The 13357-nt window shown below is 72.6% G+C and carries 9 protein-coding genes, 1 tRNA gene and 1 pseudogene; 8 read left to right on the plus strand and 3 right to left on the minus strand.

The features are described 5' to 3' along the window. From ABD323_RS34785 to ABD323_RS34795, 3 genes are all read left to right on the plus strand, one after another. Positions 1–715 (plus strand): CAP domain-containing protein (locus ABD323_RS34785; protein WP_344446074.1); only part of this gene is annotated, 715 nt, incomplete at its 5' end. A gap of 180 nt (positions 716–895) precedes the next feature. Further along, positions 896–1549, plus strand: coding sequence for a DUF4360 domain-containing protein (locus tag ABD323_RS34790; protein ID WP_344446075.1), 654 nt, complete (start codon positions 896–898; stop codon positions 1547–1549). 269 nt (positions 1550–1818) lie between these two features. Further along, a complete protein-coding gene (locus ABD323_RS34795; RefSeq protein WP_344446076.1) occupies positions 1819–2829 on the plus strand; it encodes an SDR family oxidoreductase in 1011 nt (336 codons plus the stop codon). A 230-nt stretch (positions 2830–3059) separates the two neighbouring features. Here the strand turns inward: ABD323_RS34795 and ABD323_RS34800 are convergent. Further along, positions 3060–3135, minus strand: a tRNA-Arg gene (locus tag ABD323_RS34800). Between the two features lie 635 nt (positions 3136–3770). Here ABD323_RS34800 and ABD323_RS46120 point away from each other — a divergent pair. The 5 genes from ABD323_RS46120 (at position 3771) to ABD323_RS34820 (ending at position 10418) form a co-directional block, all read left to right on the plus strand. Continuing rightward, positions 3771–4763 (plus strand): single-stranded DNA-binding protein, encoded by a 993-nt coding sequence (locus tag ABD323_RS46120; RefSeq protein ID WP_425556264.1) that lies wholly within the window; start codon positions 3771–3773, stop codon positions 4761–4763. A gap of 740 nt (positions 4764–5503) precedes the next feature. Further along, entirely contained in the window at positions 5504–6988 is a 1485-nt protein-coding gene (locus tag ABD323_RS34805; protein WP_344446077.1) for a Cys-Gln thioester bond-forming surface protein, read from the plus strand. Between the two features lie 374 nt (positions 6989–7362). Continuing rightward, the gene (ettA, locus tag ABD323_RS34810) at positions 7363–9027 is read left to right on the plus strand and encodes an energy-dependent translational throttle protein EttA (protein WP_344446078.1); all 1665 of its coding nucleotides are present in this window, start codon (positions 7363–7365) and stop codon (positions 9025–9027) included. Between the two features lie 222 nt (positions 9028–9249). After that, entirely contained in the window at positions 9250–9693 is a 444-nt protein-coding gene (locus ABD323_RS34815) for an acyl-CoA thioesterase (RefSeq protein ID WP_344446079.1), read from the plus strand. A gap of 35 nt (positions 9694–9728) precedes the next feature. Continuing rightward, positions 9729–10418 carry a DUF8010 domain-containing protein gene (locus ABD323_RS34820; protein WP_344446080.1) on the plus strand — a complete coding sequence of 230 codons (690 nt, stop codon included), beginning with the start codon at positions 9729–9731 and terminating at the stop codon, positions 10416–10418. Between the two features lie 61 nt (positions 10419–10479). Here ABD323_RS34820 and ABD323_RS34825 read toward each other — a convergent pair. Next, positions 10480–11388: pseudogene (locus ABD323_RS34825) on the minus strand (ABC transporter ATP-binding protein); the annotation flags it as partial. A gap of 185 nt (positions 11389–11573) precedes the next feature. After that, a partial coding sequence (locus ABD323_RS34830) for an FtsX-like permease family protein (RefSeq protein WP_344446081.1) occupies positions 11574–13357 on the minus strand: 1784 nt, incomplete at its 5' end.

A 13357-nucleotide genomic window follows, 5' to 3' on the forward strand; every position in this document is an offset into this window, starting at 1 on the left:
CCTGCGCCGGGCCGCCGGGCGCCGATCCGTCCAGCTGACCGGCGCCGCCGTGCTGACGGTCGCCGTCGTCGGGGGCCTGCAACTGCTTCCGGCCCGTCCGGCCGCTCCCGCTCCCGTCACATCGGTCGCCGTCTCCGCCGCGCCGGCCGTCGAGTCCTCGGCGCCCGTCACGCCCTCGCCTTCGCCCTCCTCCTCGCCGACGCCCGCTCCCTCCCCCTCGACCGAGCCGGTGCCGACGCCCTCGCCGACCCCCTCGGCGGCGAGCGTCCCCCTCCCGGTCCCCGCGACACCGTCGGCGCCGCCCGCCACGCCGAGCCGGGCGCCCGCGCCCAAGAGCCTCGAACAGCAGCTCGTCGATCTCATCAACGCCCAGCGGGCGAAGGCCGGTTGTCCCTCGCTCCGGGTGGATCCGCGGCTGCACGCGGCCGCCCAGGGGCACTCCGACGAGATGGCGGCGGCCGGCTACTTCGACCACGTCGACCAGCACGGTGGCGAGCCCTCCGACCGGATGACCGCGGCCGGTTACGTGTGGAGCCTGTGGGGCGAGAACCTCGACCGGGCCACCTCGTCGCCGGCCACCGTGGTGAAGGACTGGTCCGACGCCGCCATCCACCAGCAGAACATGCTCAACTGCCAGTACACCGACGCCGGTGTCGGCACCGCCACCGCCCCGGACGGCCTGCTCTGGACCCTCGACCTGGGCCGGGCCGGCTGACCGTCCGGACCGCACCGACGGCGCGGGCCGCACCGCCCCCCACTTTTGATGGCTGAAAGTAGTGCCGCATGCTCATGGGGTGATAATCGGTGCCCCGAGGCTCTGGATTGTCTTGTCATGTGCACGTAATGTCTCAGCGCAAGACCCACCGACGGGGGTTCCGATCGAAGGGGATGCTCCATGTTCCGTGCACTGGCCGCGGGTGGCGCCACCGCAACGCTGCTCGCCACCTCCCTGCTCTGCGGCACCGCCGCGCAGGCCCAGCCCGCCGACGTCACGCCGCCCGGCGGCTTCACCGTGGGACTCGTCAGCCTGAACGGCTCCGGCTGCCCCGCCGGTACGGCGGCGGTCGCCACCTCGCCCGACCAGACCGCCTTCACGGTGACCTACAGCGACTACCTCGCCCAGGTCGGCACGGGCGCCGGCCCCACCGACTTCCGCAAGAACTGTCAGCTCACCGTCCGGGTGAACGCCCCCCAGGGCTTCACCTACGCCGTCGCCGAGGCCGACTACCGTGGCTACGCCTACCTCGCGTCCGGCGCCGCGGCCCAGGAGAAGGCGAGCTACTACTTCCAGGGCCAGCCCCAGACCACCAGCGCCACGCACTCCTTCACCGGCCCGCTGGACGACAACTGGCAGGCCACCGACGTCACCAGCATCGCCGCCCTGGTCTGGGCCCCCTGCGGCGCCACCCGGGACCTCAACATCAACACCCAACTGCGCGTCAGCGCCAGCCCCTCGGCCCCGACGGCCACCAGCTTCATGACCATGGACTCCACCGACGGCAGCCTCACCACCATCTACCACCTCGCCTGGGAGCACTGCGCCGGCTGACCACCGCCCCCGCAGTCGCCGCGGCCCCCGACCTCCCCTCGCCGGGGCGGCCGGGGGCCGCGCCGGTGCGGGCGCTCGGAAAATCCCTGGTGGCGGGGGGACGGCCGCCGCTAGAGTGCCCGCCGTCGGACACGACCGGGAGAGGTGAGGGTTATGGGCGCTGCGAGCGAGTTCTGCCATGCCCTCATCCGGGTCGCCGACCGTGTCGGCCCCACGCCGCCCTGCCGCTGCGGCCCGGACCGCCACCAGGTCAACCGGAGTCGCCCACCATGCGCAGTACCACTTCGTTGCGCAGTACCACTTCTCGACCGCTGAGCCTTCTCGTGCTCGGCGGTACCCGTTTCCTGGGTCGTGCCGTCGTCGAGGCCGCACTGGCCGACGGCCACCAGGTGACCCTCTTCAACCGCGGACGCACCGACCCGGGGCTGTTCCCCGGCGTCGAGACGGTCATCGGCGACCGCACCGCCGACCTGTCGGGCCTCGCCCGGCGGCGCTGGGACGCGGTCGTCGACGTCGCCGGCTACGACCCGCAGGTGGTGCGCCGCTCGGTCGACGCCCTGCGCGGGCGGGTCGGGCGGTACGTCTTCGTCTCGTCCCTGTCCGTCCTCGCGGATCAGCGCACGCCGCAGGACGAGAGCGGCGAGCTGCTCGTCCTGCGGGCGGGCATGCCACCCGAGGACGCGTACGGGGCACGCAAGGCCGCCTGCGAGGGCGTGGTGCTCGACGCGTTCGCCGAGCGGGCGTCCGTCGTCCGCCCGGGCATGATCGTCGGACCGCACGACCCGACGGACCGCTTCGCGTACTGGCCGCGCCGCTTCGCCCGCGGCGGGCGCGTGCTGCTTCCCGGCGACCCGGCGGACGCCGCCCAGTTCATCGACGTCCGGGACCTGGCCCACTGGATCGTCGGGTGTGCGACCGAGGACCGGGGCGGGGTCTTCCACGTGACCGGCCGCCCGATGCCCTTCGGCACGTTCTTCGAGGCGTGCCGCGCGGTCGCCGGCGTGGCGGCCGAGACGCTCTGGGTGCCGAGCGAACGGCTCCTCGCGGCCGGCGTCGACCCCTGGATGGGGGTGCCGATGTGGATCGCCGACCCGGCCTGCGCGGCGATCAACCGGGTCGACGTCTCGCGCGCCCTGGCCGCCGGGCTGACACTGCGTCCCCTCGCGAGCACCCTGGCGGACACGCTCGCCTGGGACACCGCCCGCGGCGGCCCGCCCCACGACGGCGAGGGGCTCGGCGAGCAGGAGGAGCGTCGACTGCTGCGGATCCTGACCGCCTGACGCCCGGCGGCGGCACGAGGGCCGGCCTCCCCGCCCCGGCGGGGCCGGCGCCTCGTGCACCTCGGGGGCTCCGCACTCCTGAGACGTCGGTCCGCTCCCGCGTCCAGGACTTCCGGAGGTACTCGGAGCAGGTGCCTTCTAAGCACTTGGGCGATCCCCGCGGGGGATCGGGAGGGCGGTCCCGGCCGGACTGCTGCTCGCGGGGCAGCACGGCTGACCAGCCGTGTTCATGGTGCCCCCGGCAGGACTCGAACCTGCGGCCAAGTGCTTAGAAGGCACCTGCTCTATCCGCTGAGCTACGGGGGCGGGGCGGGCGTGGGCCCGGGCGGGTGGGGCGGGGACGGTGGGGGTCCGGCGCCTATTCCCATGTCCAGGTGGGGGTTGAGAGGTCCCCGGCCTGTCGGGGACAGGATAAGGGGGTTGAGCTGCCTTGCTTGACTTTCTCCTGGTGGAGATCGGTGTGTCGGCCTTGCGAGAGCGGTCTGATAATCGCAGGTGAAGCCTTCGAGTGCAGCGCTCCGGGGTGTCTTGCCGCCGGACGTTGTGTAGTCGTTACGGCGCTGTCTCCTCACCCGTTATGGACTCGGAGCGGTGGTTGCGGGGTGTGCAGGGAACGTGACGGGGGAGTAGGGGCGGAAGGCGGGTTGGATTTCGGTTCGTCCGGTCGGATGACGTGGACAGAGTGCCCCGGGGACCACTCGTTCAGGGTGGGGGCGGCGGCCGAGCGGCGAAGTTTTGTCATGCACGCCGAATGTGCGGGTGGCGAGCGAGGGAATTTTGCGACCATAGGAACGCAAAGTTATCCACAAGTTCCAGCTTATCCACAGAATTCTTTCCGTGCTGGTGGGGGAGGCGAATCCGGCGGATCCTCGGCAACGGCAGGGGAAATCTTCCGGTCAGCAGGAAATGCGAGGGTCGCCGTGAATGAGACGCTGGTAACGATGATCGGAAATGTCGCCTCCGCGGTGAGCTACGGGCAGACGTCCGCAGGAGTTCCCATGGCGAACTTCCGCCTGGCGGCGACCGAGCGGCGCTATGACCGCAGCCGGGGGGACTGGGTCGACGGCGAGACGAACTGGGTGACGGTGGTCGCCTGGCGCTGGTTGGCGGCGAACGTGGTGAGTTCGGTCAACAAGGGGGATCCGGTCGTGGTCTGTGGGCGGTTGAGGATCCGTGAGTGGGACGACGGGGGCAAACGGCGGTCCGCGGCGGAGATCGACGCCCGGGTGGTGGGGCACGACCTCGGACGGGGGACGTCAGCCTTCCGGTGGACGGTGCGCGGGCGGTCGGAGCCGACGGGGGGCCGGGTGGCGGCCTCGGCGGAGCAGGTACACGGGCAGGGATATGGGCCGGGGCCGGGGCGGATGCAGGGTCAGGGTCAGGGGCGTGAGCGGGTGCGGGTCGAGGCGGGCGGGGTCGGGTGGTCCGGTGGTGAGGTGCAGCCGGTGGGGGAGGCGGTGCCGGAGTGGATCGTGGAGGCGGTTCGGGCGCACCGGGCGGGTGCGGTCGCAAGTGCGGAGGGCGGGTCGGCGGGGTCGGATCGGGCGAGCGGGGCTGATCGAGCCGTGGAGTCGGGCGGGGCAGGAGAGTTGGCGGGGAGTGGGGAGGTCGTGGCCGCTGGTGGGGCTGCGGTTGGTGAGGGGGGTGCGACGGGTGGGGTGGCGGCGCCGGCGACCCGGACACGCAGACGGGTGGCCCGCGAGCCGGCGGGCGGCGGGGCGGGTGGCGCTGCGGAGGAGACGTCAGAAACCGGAGCCCCGCCGCAGCAGGTGCCGGGCGGGCGGGTGGTGGCGAGGTCCTCGCGGGTGGCGCGTGGAGGGCGAGCGGTCAGAGCGGCCGGGGCGACGGCTCTGACGGATGTTCCGGACGCGTTCCCCGACGAAGGGTCGGTCGCGCCGGGTGTGGAACGGGAGGCCGTAGAGGTGGGCGGATGAGCGCAGCGGTGAGGGATCCGCTCGCCGGTCGGTCGGGTGATCTGACGTCGACTCGGGGCGACGGCAGCAGCGGTGCCGGCGGCGAGGGTGTGGGCGGCGGTGCGATCGAGGGGCGGTAGCCAAGGGGTCGGTTGAGGGTTCGGTGGTGGGTGCGAGCGGCTGGGTCAGGGACGGAGGCAGGGTCAGAGCGAGGGCCGCAGCGCGGGCCAGACCAAGGGTCAGGACGGGCGGTGAGGTGGCGGGAGAGTGCTGCGGCGCCGGTCGGAAGCGGTGCCCGGGCGGCTCGGGAGGCGCCTTCGGGGTCGGCCGGCGGGAGCGGAGGCTGGGCAGGCGGACCGTCAGGGAACAGCGTTCAGTCGCAGTTCACGCGGGGGGCGGAGCGTTAGTTCTAGGATCAACTTAGTTTTGACTTGAGCTTCCGTTGAGCTTTCGCGACACTTCTCGTCGCTCTGCGTCCAATGGGAGGTCAGAGAGTCGATAAAGTGACGAATATCTGGCGGCTCGTCAGGAGCGCTCGAAGCCTGTAGGATTGATAACAATTCTGAAACAGAAGGCGCATCCATAGGCGTAGAGGTTTGCTGACCGCCGTTCCTCAATAGGATGCGTCTGGTTCAGACAAGTGCGGCAGCGCCACATCGTGCGCGGCAATGCGCGGCGGGCCGTCATGGGCGCGGCCCTGCCCGGAGGGGTCATTCATGTACCACATGCAACGGCGGGGTATCTCCCGCATAGCCGCTGTCATGCTCGCGACGAGCATGGCAGTGGGTGGCGGGTTCGCGATGGCGGGTGCGGCCGCCGCGGACAGCGGGACCGGAGGGTCCGGTGCGGTCGCGACGCTGCACGACCCCGAGCTCATCCCCGATGAGAGCGGTCAGATCACCATCAACGGCAAGGGTGGGTTCGGCGGTGGCCTGATCCAGCTGGACATCGCCGGCGGTAAGTGGCTCGAGACCTACTGCATCGACCTCAAGAACGAGACGGCGCCGGGGGCCCACTACCAGGAGACCGACTGGAAGTCGACCTCGCTGGAGACCAACCCGTCCAAGGGCAAGATCCTCTGGATCCTCCAGAACTCCTTCCCGCACGTCACCGCGCTGGACACGCTGGCCAAGGAGGCCGGGGCCGAGGCCCTGACCAAGGCTCAGGCGGCGGCGGCCACCCAGGCGGCCATCTGGCACTTCTCCGACGGTGTCGACGCGCACCCGAGCGAGGACGCGGACGCCTCGAAGCTGACCGACTACCTCATCAGGACCGCCAAGGACCTGGCCGAGCCGAGCCCCTCGCTCAGCCTGACCCCGGGCACCGTGTCGGGTAAGAGTGGTGCGCAGCTCGGCCCGATCACCGTCAACTCCAGCGGTGGCACCGCGCAGGTCGGCCTCGACGCGAACGCCGTCACCGCCGGAGTGGTGCTGACGGACAGCAAGGGCGACGTCATCAGCGGCAAGGACGGGAAGCTGATCACGCCCGCCAAGCCGAACGACCAGCTCTTCGTGAAGACGCCGGCCGGCGCCGCGGCGGGCACCGCCACGCTGACCGCCTCCGCCTCGACCTCGGTCGAGCTCGGCCGGGCCTTCATGAGCGCGGACAAGAACCGCCAGGGCCGCAACAGCCAGACGCTGATCCTCGCCGGGACCCAGACGGTCACGGTCAACGCGACCGCCACCGCGAACTGGGCCCCGACCGGCCCGGTGCCGGCGTTCTCGGCGCTGGTGGACTGCACGAAGAAGGCCGTCGTCGTCACCCTCACCAACACCGGTGACCAGCCCTACAGCGGCACGGTGGTCGGTGGCACGGTCAACAAGACCGTGACCGTGGCGCCGGGCAGCACCGAGACGGTGCTGGTGCCGAGCACGCAGGGTCAGCAGTACAGCATCAAGGTGAGCGGGCCGAACAGCACCAAGACGTTCACCGGTGTCCTCGACTGCACGGTCACCAGCACCGGTGGCGGCACCGGCGGCACCCCCTCGCCGACCCCGAGCAGCACCCCGAGCGGCACCCCCTCGCCGACCCCGAGCCGTTCCACCTCGGCTTCTCCCGTGCCGAGCGTCTCGGCCGGCGCGAGCACCCCGGCTGCGACCACCGGTGGTGGCGGCAGCCTGGCCTTCACCGGTGGCGGTAGCTCCGCCCCGCTGATCGCCGGGATCGCCGGCGCCCTGGTGCTGGTCGGCGGTGGCGCGGTGTTCGCGATGCGTCGCCGGGGCCGTCACGGTCGCACCGCGGCCTGACAGCCCGGACGACCGGACAACCGATGACCGGACGACCGATGACCGGATGATCCGGGTTCGGTCCGGACGGTCGGTGACCGGTCGGAAGTGACGAGCTGGGCAGCGAAGAACAGCTGAGCAGCGCACGTCGGTGGCCCGTCCCCTCGCCGGGGGCGGGCCACCGGCGTTCGCAGCGCGTCCGGGCCGCGTCCGGGCCGCGTTGGGGACCTTCCCGACCACCTGCTCGAGCACCGGCCCGGCCGGCTCCTCGGCCGCGCGCCGGGCCCGGCGCGACGGAAGCGGGTTCGGGATGCGGGCCCGGGTGCGGCACAATGGAACGCTGCAAGCCCTAATACTCCTCGACTTACTCCTCGACGACGCCGGAGCGATCTCACGTGGCGGAATTCATCTACACCATGCGCAAGGTGCGCAAGGCACACGGCGACAAGGTCATCCTTGACGACGTGACGCTCAGCTTCCTCCCCGGAGCGAAGATCGGCGTCGTGGGCCCCAACGGCGCTGGTAAGTCGACGGTGCTGAAGATGATGGCCGGGTTGGAGCAGCCTTCCAACGGCGACGCCTTCCTCTCGCCGGGCTTCACCGTCGGCATGCTCCTTCAGGAGCCGCCGCTGGACGAGTCCAAGACGGTCCTGGAGAACGTCCAGGACGGCGTCAAGGAGGTCAAGGGCAAGCTCGACCGGTTCAACGAGATCGCCGAGCTGATGGCGACCGACTACTCGGACGAGCTGCTCGACGAGATGGGCCGGCTCCAGGAGGACCTGGACCACGCCAACGCCTGGGACCTCGACGCCCAGCTCGAGCAGGCCATGGACGCGCTGGGCTGCCCGCCCGGTGACTGGCCGGTCACCAGCCTCTCCGGTGGTGAGCGCCGCCGCGTCGCGCTCTGCAAGCTGCTCCTCGAGGCGCCCGACCTGCTGCTCCTCGACGAGCCCACCAACCACCTCGACGCCGAGTCGGTGAACTGGCTGGAGCAGCACCTGGCCAAGTACGCCGGCACCGTCGTCGCGGTCACCCACGACCGGTACTTCCTGGACCACGTCGCCGAGTGGATCCTCGAGCTCGACCGTGGCCGCGCCTACCCGTACGAGGGCAACTACTCCACGTACCTGGAGACCAAGCAGTCCCGTCTCAAGGTCGAGGGCCAGAAGGACCAGAAGCGCGCCAAGCGCCTCAAGGAAGAGCTGGAGTGGGTCCGCTCCAACGCCAAGGGCCGTCAGGCGAAGTCCAAGGCCCGTCTCGCCCGCTACGAGGAGATGGCGGCCGAGGCGGACAAGATGCGGAAGCTGGACTTCGAGGAGATCCAGATCCCGCCGGGTCCGCGCCTGGGTAACATCGTCGTCGAGGTGAACAACCTCTCCAAGGCCTTCGGCGAGAAGATCCTGATCGACGACCTCAGCTTCACCCTCCCGCGCAACGGCATCGTCGGCGTGATCGGCCCCAACGGCGCCGGCAAGACCACGCTCTTCAAGATGCTGCTGGGCGAGGAGACCCCGGACGGCGGCAGCATCAAGGTCGGCGACACGGTCAAGACCAGCTACGTCGACCAGAGCCGGGCCAACATCGACCCGCAGAAGTCGCTCTGGGCCGTGGTCTCCGACGAGCTCGACTGGATCAACGTCGGCCAGGTCGAGATGCCCTCGCGCGCCTACGTCTCGGCCTTCGGCTTCAAGGGTCCGGACCAGCAGAAGCGGGCCGGCATCCTCTCCGGCGGTGAGCGCAACCGCCTCAACCTGGCGCTCACCCTCAAGCAGGGCGGCAACCTGCTGCTCCTCGACGAGCCGACCAACGACCTCGACGTCGAGACGCTCTCCTCGCTGGAGAACGCGCTGCTGGAGTTCCCGGGCTGCGCCGTGGTCATCTCCCACGACCGCTGGTTCCTGGACCGGGTGGCCACCCACATCCTCGCCTACGAGGGCGAGAGCAAGTGGTTCTGGTTCGAGGGCAACTTCGACTCGTACGAGAAGAACAAGATCGAGCGGCTGGGTGCCGACGCGGCCCGTCCGCACCGGGCCACCTACAAGAAGCTGACCCGCGGCTGAGACCGGCCGGGGTTCGCGGAGTCGACAGCTGTGCCAGCGGCCCGGCAGGGCGCCCATCGCGGGCGGCCTGCCGGGCCGACGGCCGAAGGTCGTGGGGCGAACGGCTGTGGAGTGACGGCCCGCGGTCCGCAGCCGCACCGAGGCCCGAGAGGGCGACGAACCCGAGAGGGCGACGACGTCGAGAAGACGACGACGTCGCAGGACGACGAAGGAGAGACTGTCGTGGCGCGCCACATCTACGCCTGCCCGATGCGGTGGTCCGACATGGACGCCTTCGGCCACGTGAACAACGTGGTCTTCCTGCGCTACCTGGAGGAGGCCCGGATCGACTTCATGTTCACCCAGGCCGCCGCCGCGGGCGCGGGTGAGTTCGCGGGCGGTTCGGTGGTGGCCCGGCACGAGATCGACTACAAGCTGCCGCTGGTCCACCGGCCGACGCCGGTGACCATCGAGACCTGGGTGACCAAGATCGGTGGCGCCTCGCTCACCGTCTGCTACGAGGTGAAGGACACCGCCGAGGACGGCACCGAGACGGTGTACGTGCGGGCCTCCACGGTCGTGGTCCCGTACGACCTGAAGGCCGCCCGGCCGCGCCGGATCAGCCCGGTGGAGCGCGAGTTCCTCGGGCGCTTCATGGACGACGAGGCCGTCCCGGCCGCGGCCTGACCTGGCACGCCCCGCACCGACGAAGTGAGCACCCCGTGATCAGTACCGCCCGGCTCCGCCTCGCCGACCCCCGTGAGGTGGCCGACCTCGGCGCCTTCCTGGGGCGCCTGCTGCGGTTCGACCGCGCGGCGGCGGTCCGGTTGCAGGCGACGCCGGCCGGCGACGCCGGGGTGCTGGCGGTCTTCGGCCGGTTGCCGCTGGGTGCCTCCGGGGTGCTCGCGCTGCGCACCGCCCGCCTCGCTCCGGCGGCCGACGCGGTCGACCTCACCGTCTCGGCCGGCCAGTTGCTGGAAGGGCTGGACGAGGAGCAGGGCACGGTCGTGCTGCCGCCGCCGGTGACCGGTCCGGCCTGGGCCGGGCTGCTGCCGCCGCGGGCCGGCTGGCGGCTGCTCGGGGAGACCGGCGCCGACCTGGTGGTGCCTCAGCTGATGGCGGCGGTGGGCGAGTTCAAGGAGCGGACCGCGCAGGTGCCGGAGCACCACCGGACCCGGGACCAGCTGGACGCCATCGCCGACGAGATCTGGTCGCGCCCGCTGCCGGCGCTGCCCGCGCTTCCGCTGCGGGCGGCCCACGCGGCGTACCGGATCGGGTTCCTGCACCCCGGCGCGCCGCTCTCCGCGCACCGCGCCGGCAGCTGGCTGCGGCTGACCGCGCCGCACGGCACGGTCCTGCTGCGGACGGCCGCCGCCCCGGGAGCCGGCCTCGGCCTGACGCCGGTCGGCTGACCCCCGCTCGGCTGACCCCCGCCGCCGCGCGCACCGCGCGCACCGCACCCTCCGCCCTCCGCACCGCGATGTGGTCCGCGCCGAGGTCGACCGCCACCCGGTGCTCCATCCCCAGCGCGGCCAGGAACTCGCGCGGCAGCTGCACCCGGCCGGTCCGGTCCAGCATCACGTACTCGCGCTCGCTCACCGACTCGGTCCCGTCCGCCCCGGTCAGCGTGTGCCGCAGCACCTCGGAGCTGGTGCGCCCGTCGCGGATCGCCACCGTGCGGCGCACCTCGCCGGCCACCATCGGGTCGTGCGTCACGATCACGACGGTGGCGCCCAGTTCGCGGTTGACGGTGCGGAAGGCCTCGAAGATCCCCGCGCCGGTCTCCGAGTCCAGCTCGCCGGTCGGCTCGTCGGCCAGGACCACGGACGGGTTGTTGGCCATCGCCACGGCGATGGCGACCCGCTGCTGCTCGCCGCCGGAGAGCTGGGCGGGCCGCCGGTCGGCCAGGTGCGCGATGCCCAGCGCCTCCAGCAGCTCGCCGGCCCGCGCGGCGCGTCGCTTGGCCCGCCCGGCGCTCCACCGCTCACCGTTCAACTGCATGGGCAGCGCGACGTTCTGGGCGGCGGTCAGGAACGGCATCAGGTTGCGGGCGGTCTGCTGCCAGACGAAGCCCACCACCTCGCGCCGGTAGCGCAGCCGCTCGCGGGGCGTCATCTTGAGCAGGTCGCAGCCGTCCACCGAGGCCGAGCCGGCCGAGGGGACGTCGAGTCCGGCCAGGATGTTGAGCAGGGTGGACTTGCCGCTGCCGGAGGCGCCGACCAGGGCGATCAGGTCGCCCTTGGCCACCAGCAGGTCCAGCCCCTGCAGGGCCTGCACCTCGACCCGCTCGGCGCTGAAGATCCGCACCAGGCGGTCGCAGGCGATCACCGAGTCGTGCCCGTAGGCCGGCCCGTTGCGGTCGGCCTGCGCGCGGCGCTGCAACTCCTGGTACGTCGGCTCCGAGCCGCTCGAAGTGCCGACCGAAGTGCCGACCGCCGGGTCGGCCGAGGGGTTCGTCGAGGGATCCGCTGTCACGCTCACTGCTGCTGCTCCTGTCCGTTCGTTCCGCGCCCTGCTGCCGGCCTCGCCGCCGCTCAGGATGTCGTCCGTAGCCGTCTCCGGTGTACTCACCGCTGGTCACCCGCTCTCAGCTCGCTGTTGATCTGCCGTCGTCCGAAGAGCACCGTCTCGCCGCAGACGACCGCGACGGACAGCACCGCCAGGCCCGCCGCCTGCCAGAGGACCGGGCCCGCGGCCGTGCGCAGCCCGCCCGGCACGGTCGCGCCGACCATGACGGACAGGTCGACCGCCGAGCCGAGCAGCGGTGCGCTCAGGCAGGCCAGGCCCGCTCCGGCGGCCGCGGCGACCAGGGCCTGCGGCAGGGCCTCGACCAGGATCAGGGTCAGGCCCTGGCGGGGGCGCAGCCCCATGGTGCGCAGCCGGGCGAGCAGCGCGGCCCGTTCCGGTGCGGCCCGCAGCAGGGTCAGCAGCAGCGACAGGACGCTGTAGCCGGCCGCCGCGGCCACCGCGGCCCAGAACATCCGGTCGGCCGCGTGCTCCAGCGGGTTGGCGTCCAGCGTGCGCGCGTAGTCGGCGCGGGTGGTCACCGTGAAGGTGCTGTTCAGGCTGGCGTCACCGCCGGCGCCGGCCGCGGCAGCCGGGGCAGCCGGGGAAGGCGTGCCACCCGCCGTGCCGCCCGCCGTACCGTTCGCGCCGCCGTCCGCCGGCCGGCTGCGGGCCAGCCGCGTCACCAGCTCCTGCAGGGCGCTGGAGCTGATCGTGCCGCCGGTGCCGAACCAGGTGCCGGCCGAGGCCACCATCGGCTGCGTGTCAGGCAGTTGGGCCAGCACGCCGGCCGAGGGCACCACGATCAGCGGCTTGCGCACCCCGCCGGGAACCGCGGGCGAGCCGGTGACCGTGCCGACCGGCTTGAAGTGCAGGTTGCCGTAGCCGTCGGGCAGCTGGACCGCGTTCTCCTCGGAGCCGAGCCGCCCGGCGATGTCGGTGCTGACCAGGGCCGGCACCGACTGGCCGGCCCCCGCCTGCGGGGTGTCGAGCAGGGCGGGGTCGAAGAGGCCCACGCCCACCCGTCGGGTCAGCGCCGCGTAGCCCTGCGGGTCGACGACCAGCAGCAGCGCGCCGCTGATCAGGCTGCCGTCGGCGGTGCCGATCGAGGCGTTGCCGTCCACCACCACCGAGGTGCCGCTCTGCACGCCGGGCAGCTTGGCGGCGGCCTCGGCGAAGCCGGGCGGAAGGCCGTCGGTGCCCACCGCGTCCACCCGGGCGTCGCCGCCCACCGTCAGCCGCACGGCCTGCTGGCGGGCGGCGTCGGCGGAGCTCAGCACGGTGACGCCGAACCCGGCGGTGGTGACCGCCAGCAGCAGCGGCAGCAGCGGCAGCACGGTCGGCGCCCGTCGCGGCTGCCCGCCGTCGGCCTCGCCGCTGCCGCGGCTGCCGCCGGACTGGGTGGCCCGGGCCAGGCCGAGGAAGCCGATCACTCCGTCGCGGCGGCCCGCCCAGTGCACCACGGGCGCCAGCAGCACCGGGAAGAGCCGCGCCAGCAGCACCGCCCCGGCCACCGCCAGCAGCAGCGGAGCCGCGCTCAGCAGCAGGTCGACCGTGCTGCCCGCGGGTGCGACCCCGCGGCGCCGTACCGCCAGCACCGAGGCGACGGCCAGGGTCAGCAGGGCCAGTTCGGCGACCAGCCGGCTCGGGGAGCCGAGCAGGTCGGCCCACCGTCCGCTCCACAGCGCCGCCATCGTGCCGCGGCGGGCGGACCGGCGCGGCAGGGCGGCGCGCAGCGCGGCCAGCCCCCGCAGCGGGAAGGCCAGCAGCGGCAGCAGTCCGGCGCAGGCACCGGTCAGCACGGCCGTGGCGGCGCGCGGGGCCGGCAGCAGCGCCAGCGCCAGCG

The sequence above is a fragment of the Kitasatospora nipponensis genome, from assembly GCF_039528135.1.
GTDB lineage: Bacteria > Actinomycetota > Actinomycetes > Streptomycetales > Streptomycetaceae > Kitasatospora > Kitasatospora nipponensis.

Excerpts from the sequence above, each read along its gene's own strand:
- ABD323_RS46120 (WP_425556264.1), top strand. The coding sequence starts at position 3,771 with ATGATCGGAAATGTCGCCTCCGCGGTGAGCTACGGGCAGACGTCCGCA.
- ABD323_RS34805 (WP_344446077.1), top strand. The coding sequence starts at position 5,504 with ATGCTCGCGACGAGCATGGCAGTGGGTGGCGGGTTCGCGATGGCGGGT.
- ABD323_RS34795 (WP_344446076.1), top strand. The coding sequence starts at position 1,819 with ATGCGCAGTACCACTTCGTTGCGCAGTACCACTTCTCGACCGCTGAGC.
- ABD323_RS34790 (WP_344446075.1), top strand. The coding sequence starts at position 896 with ATGTTCCGTGCACTGGCCGCGGGTGGCGCCACCGCAACGCTGCTCGCC.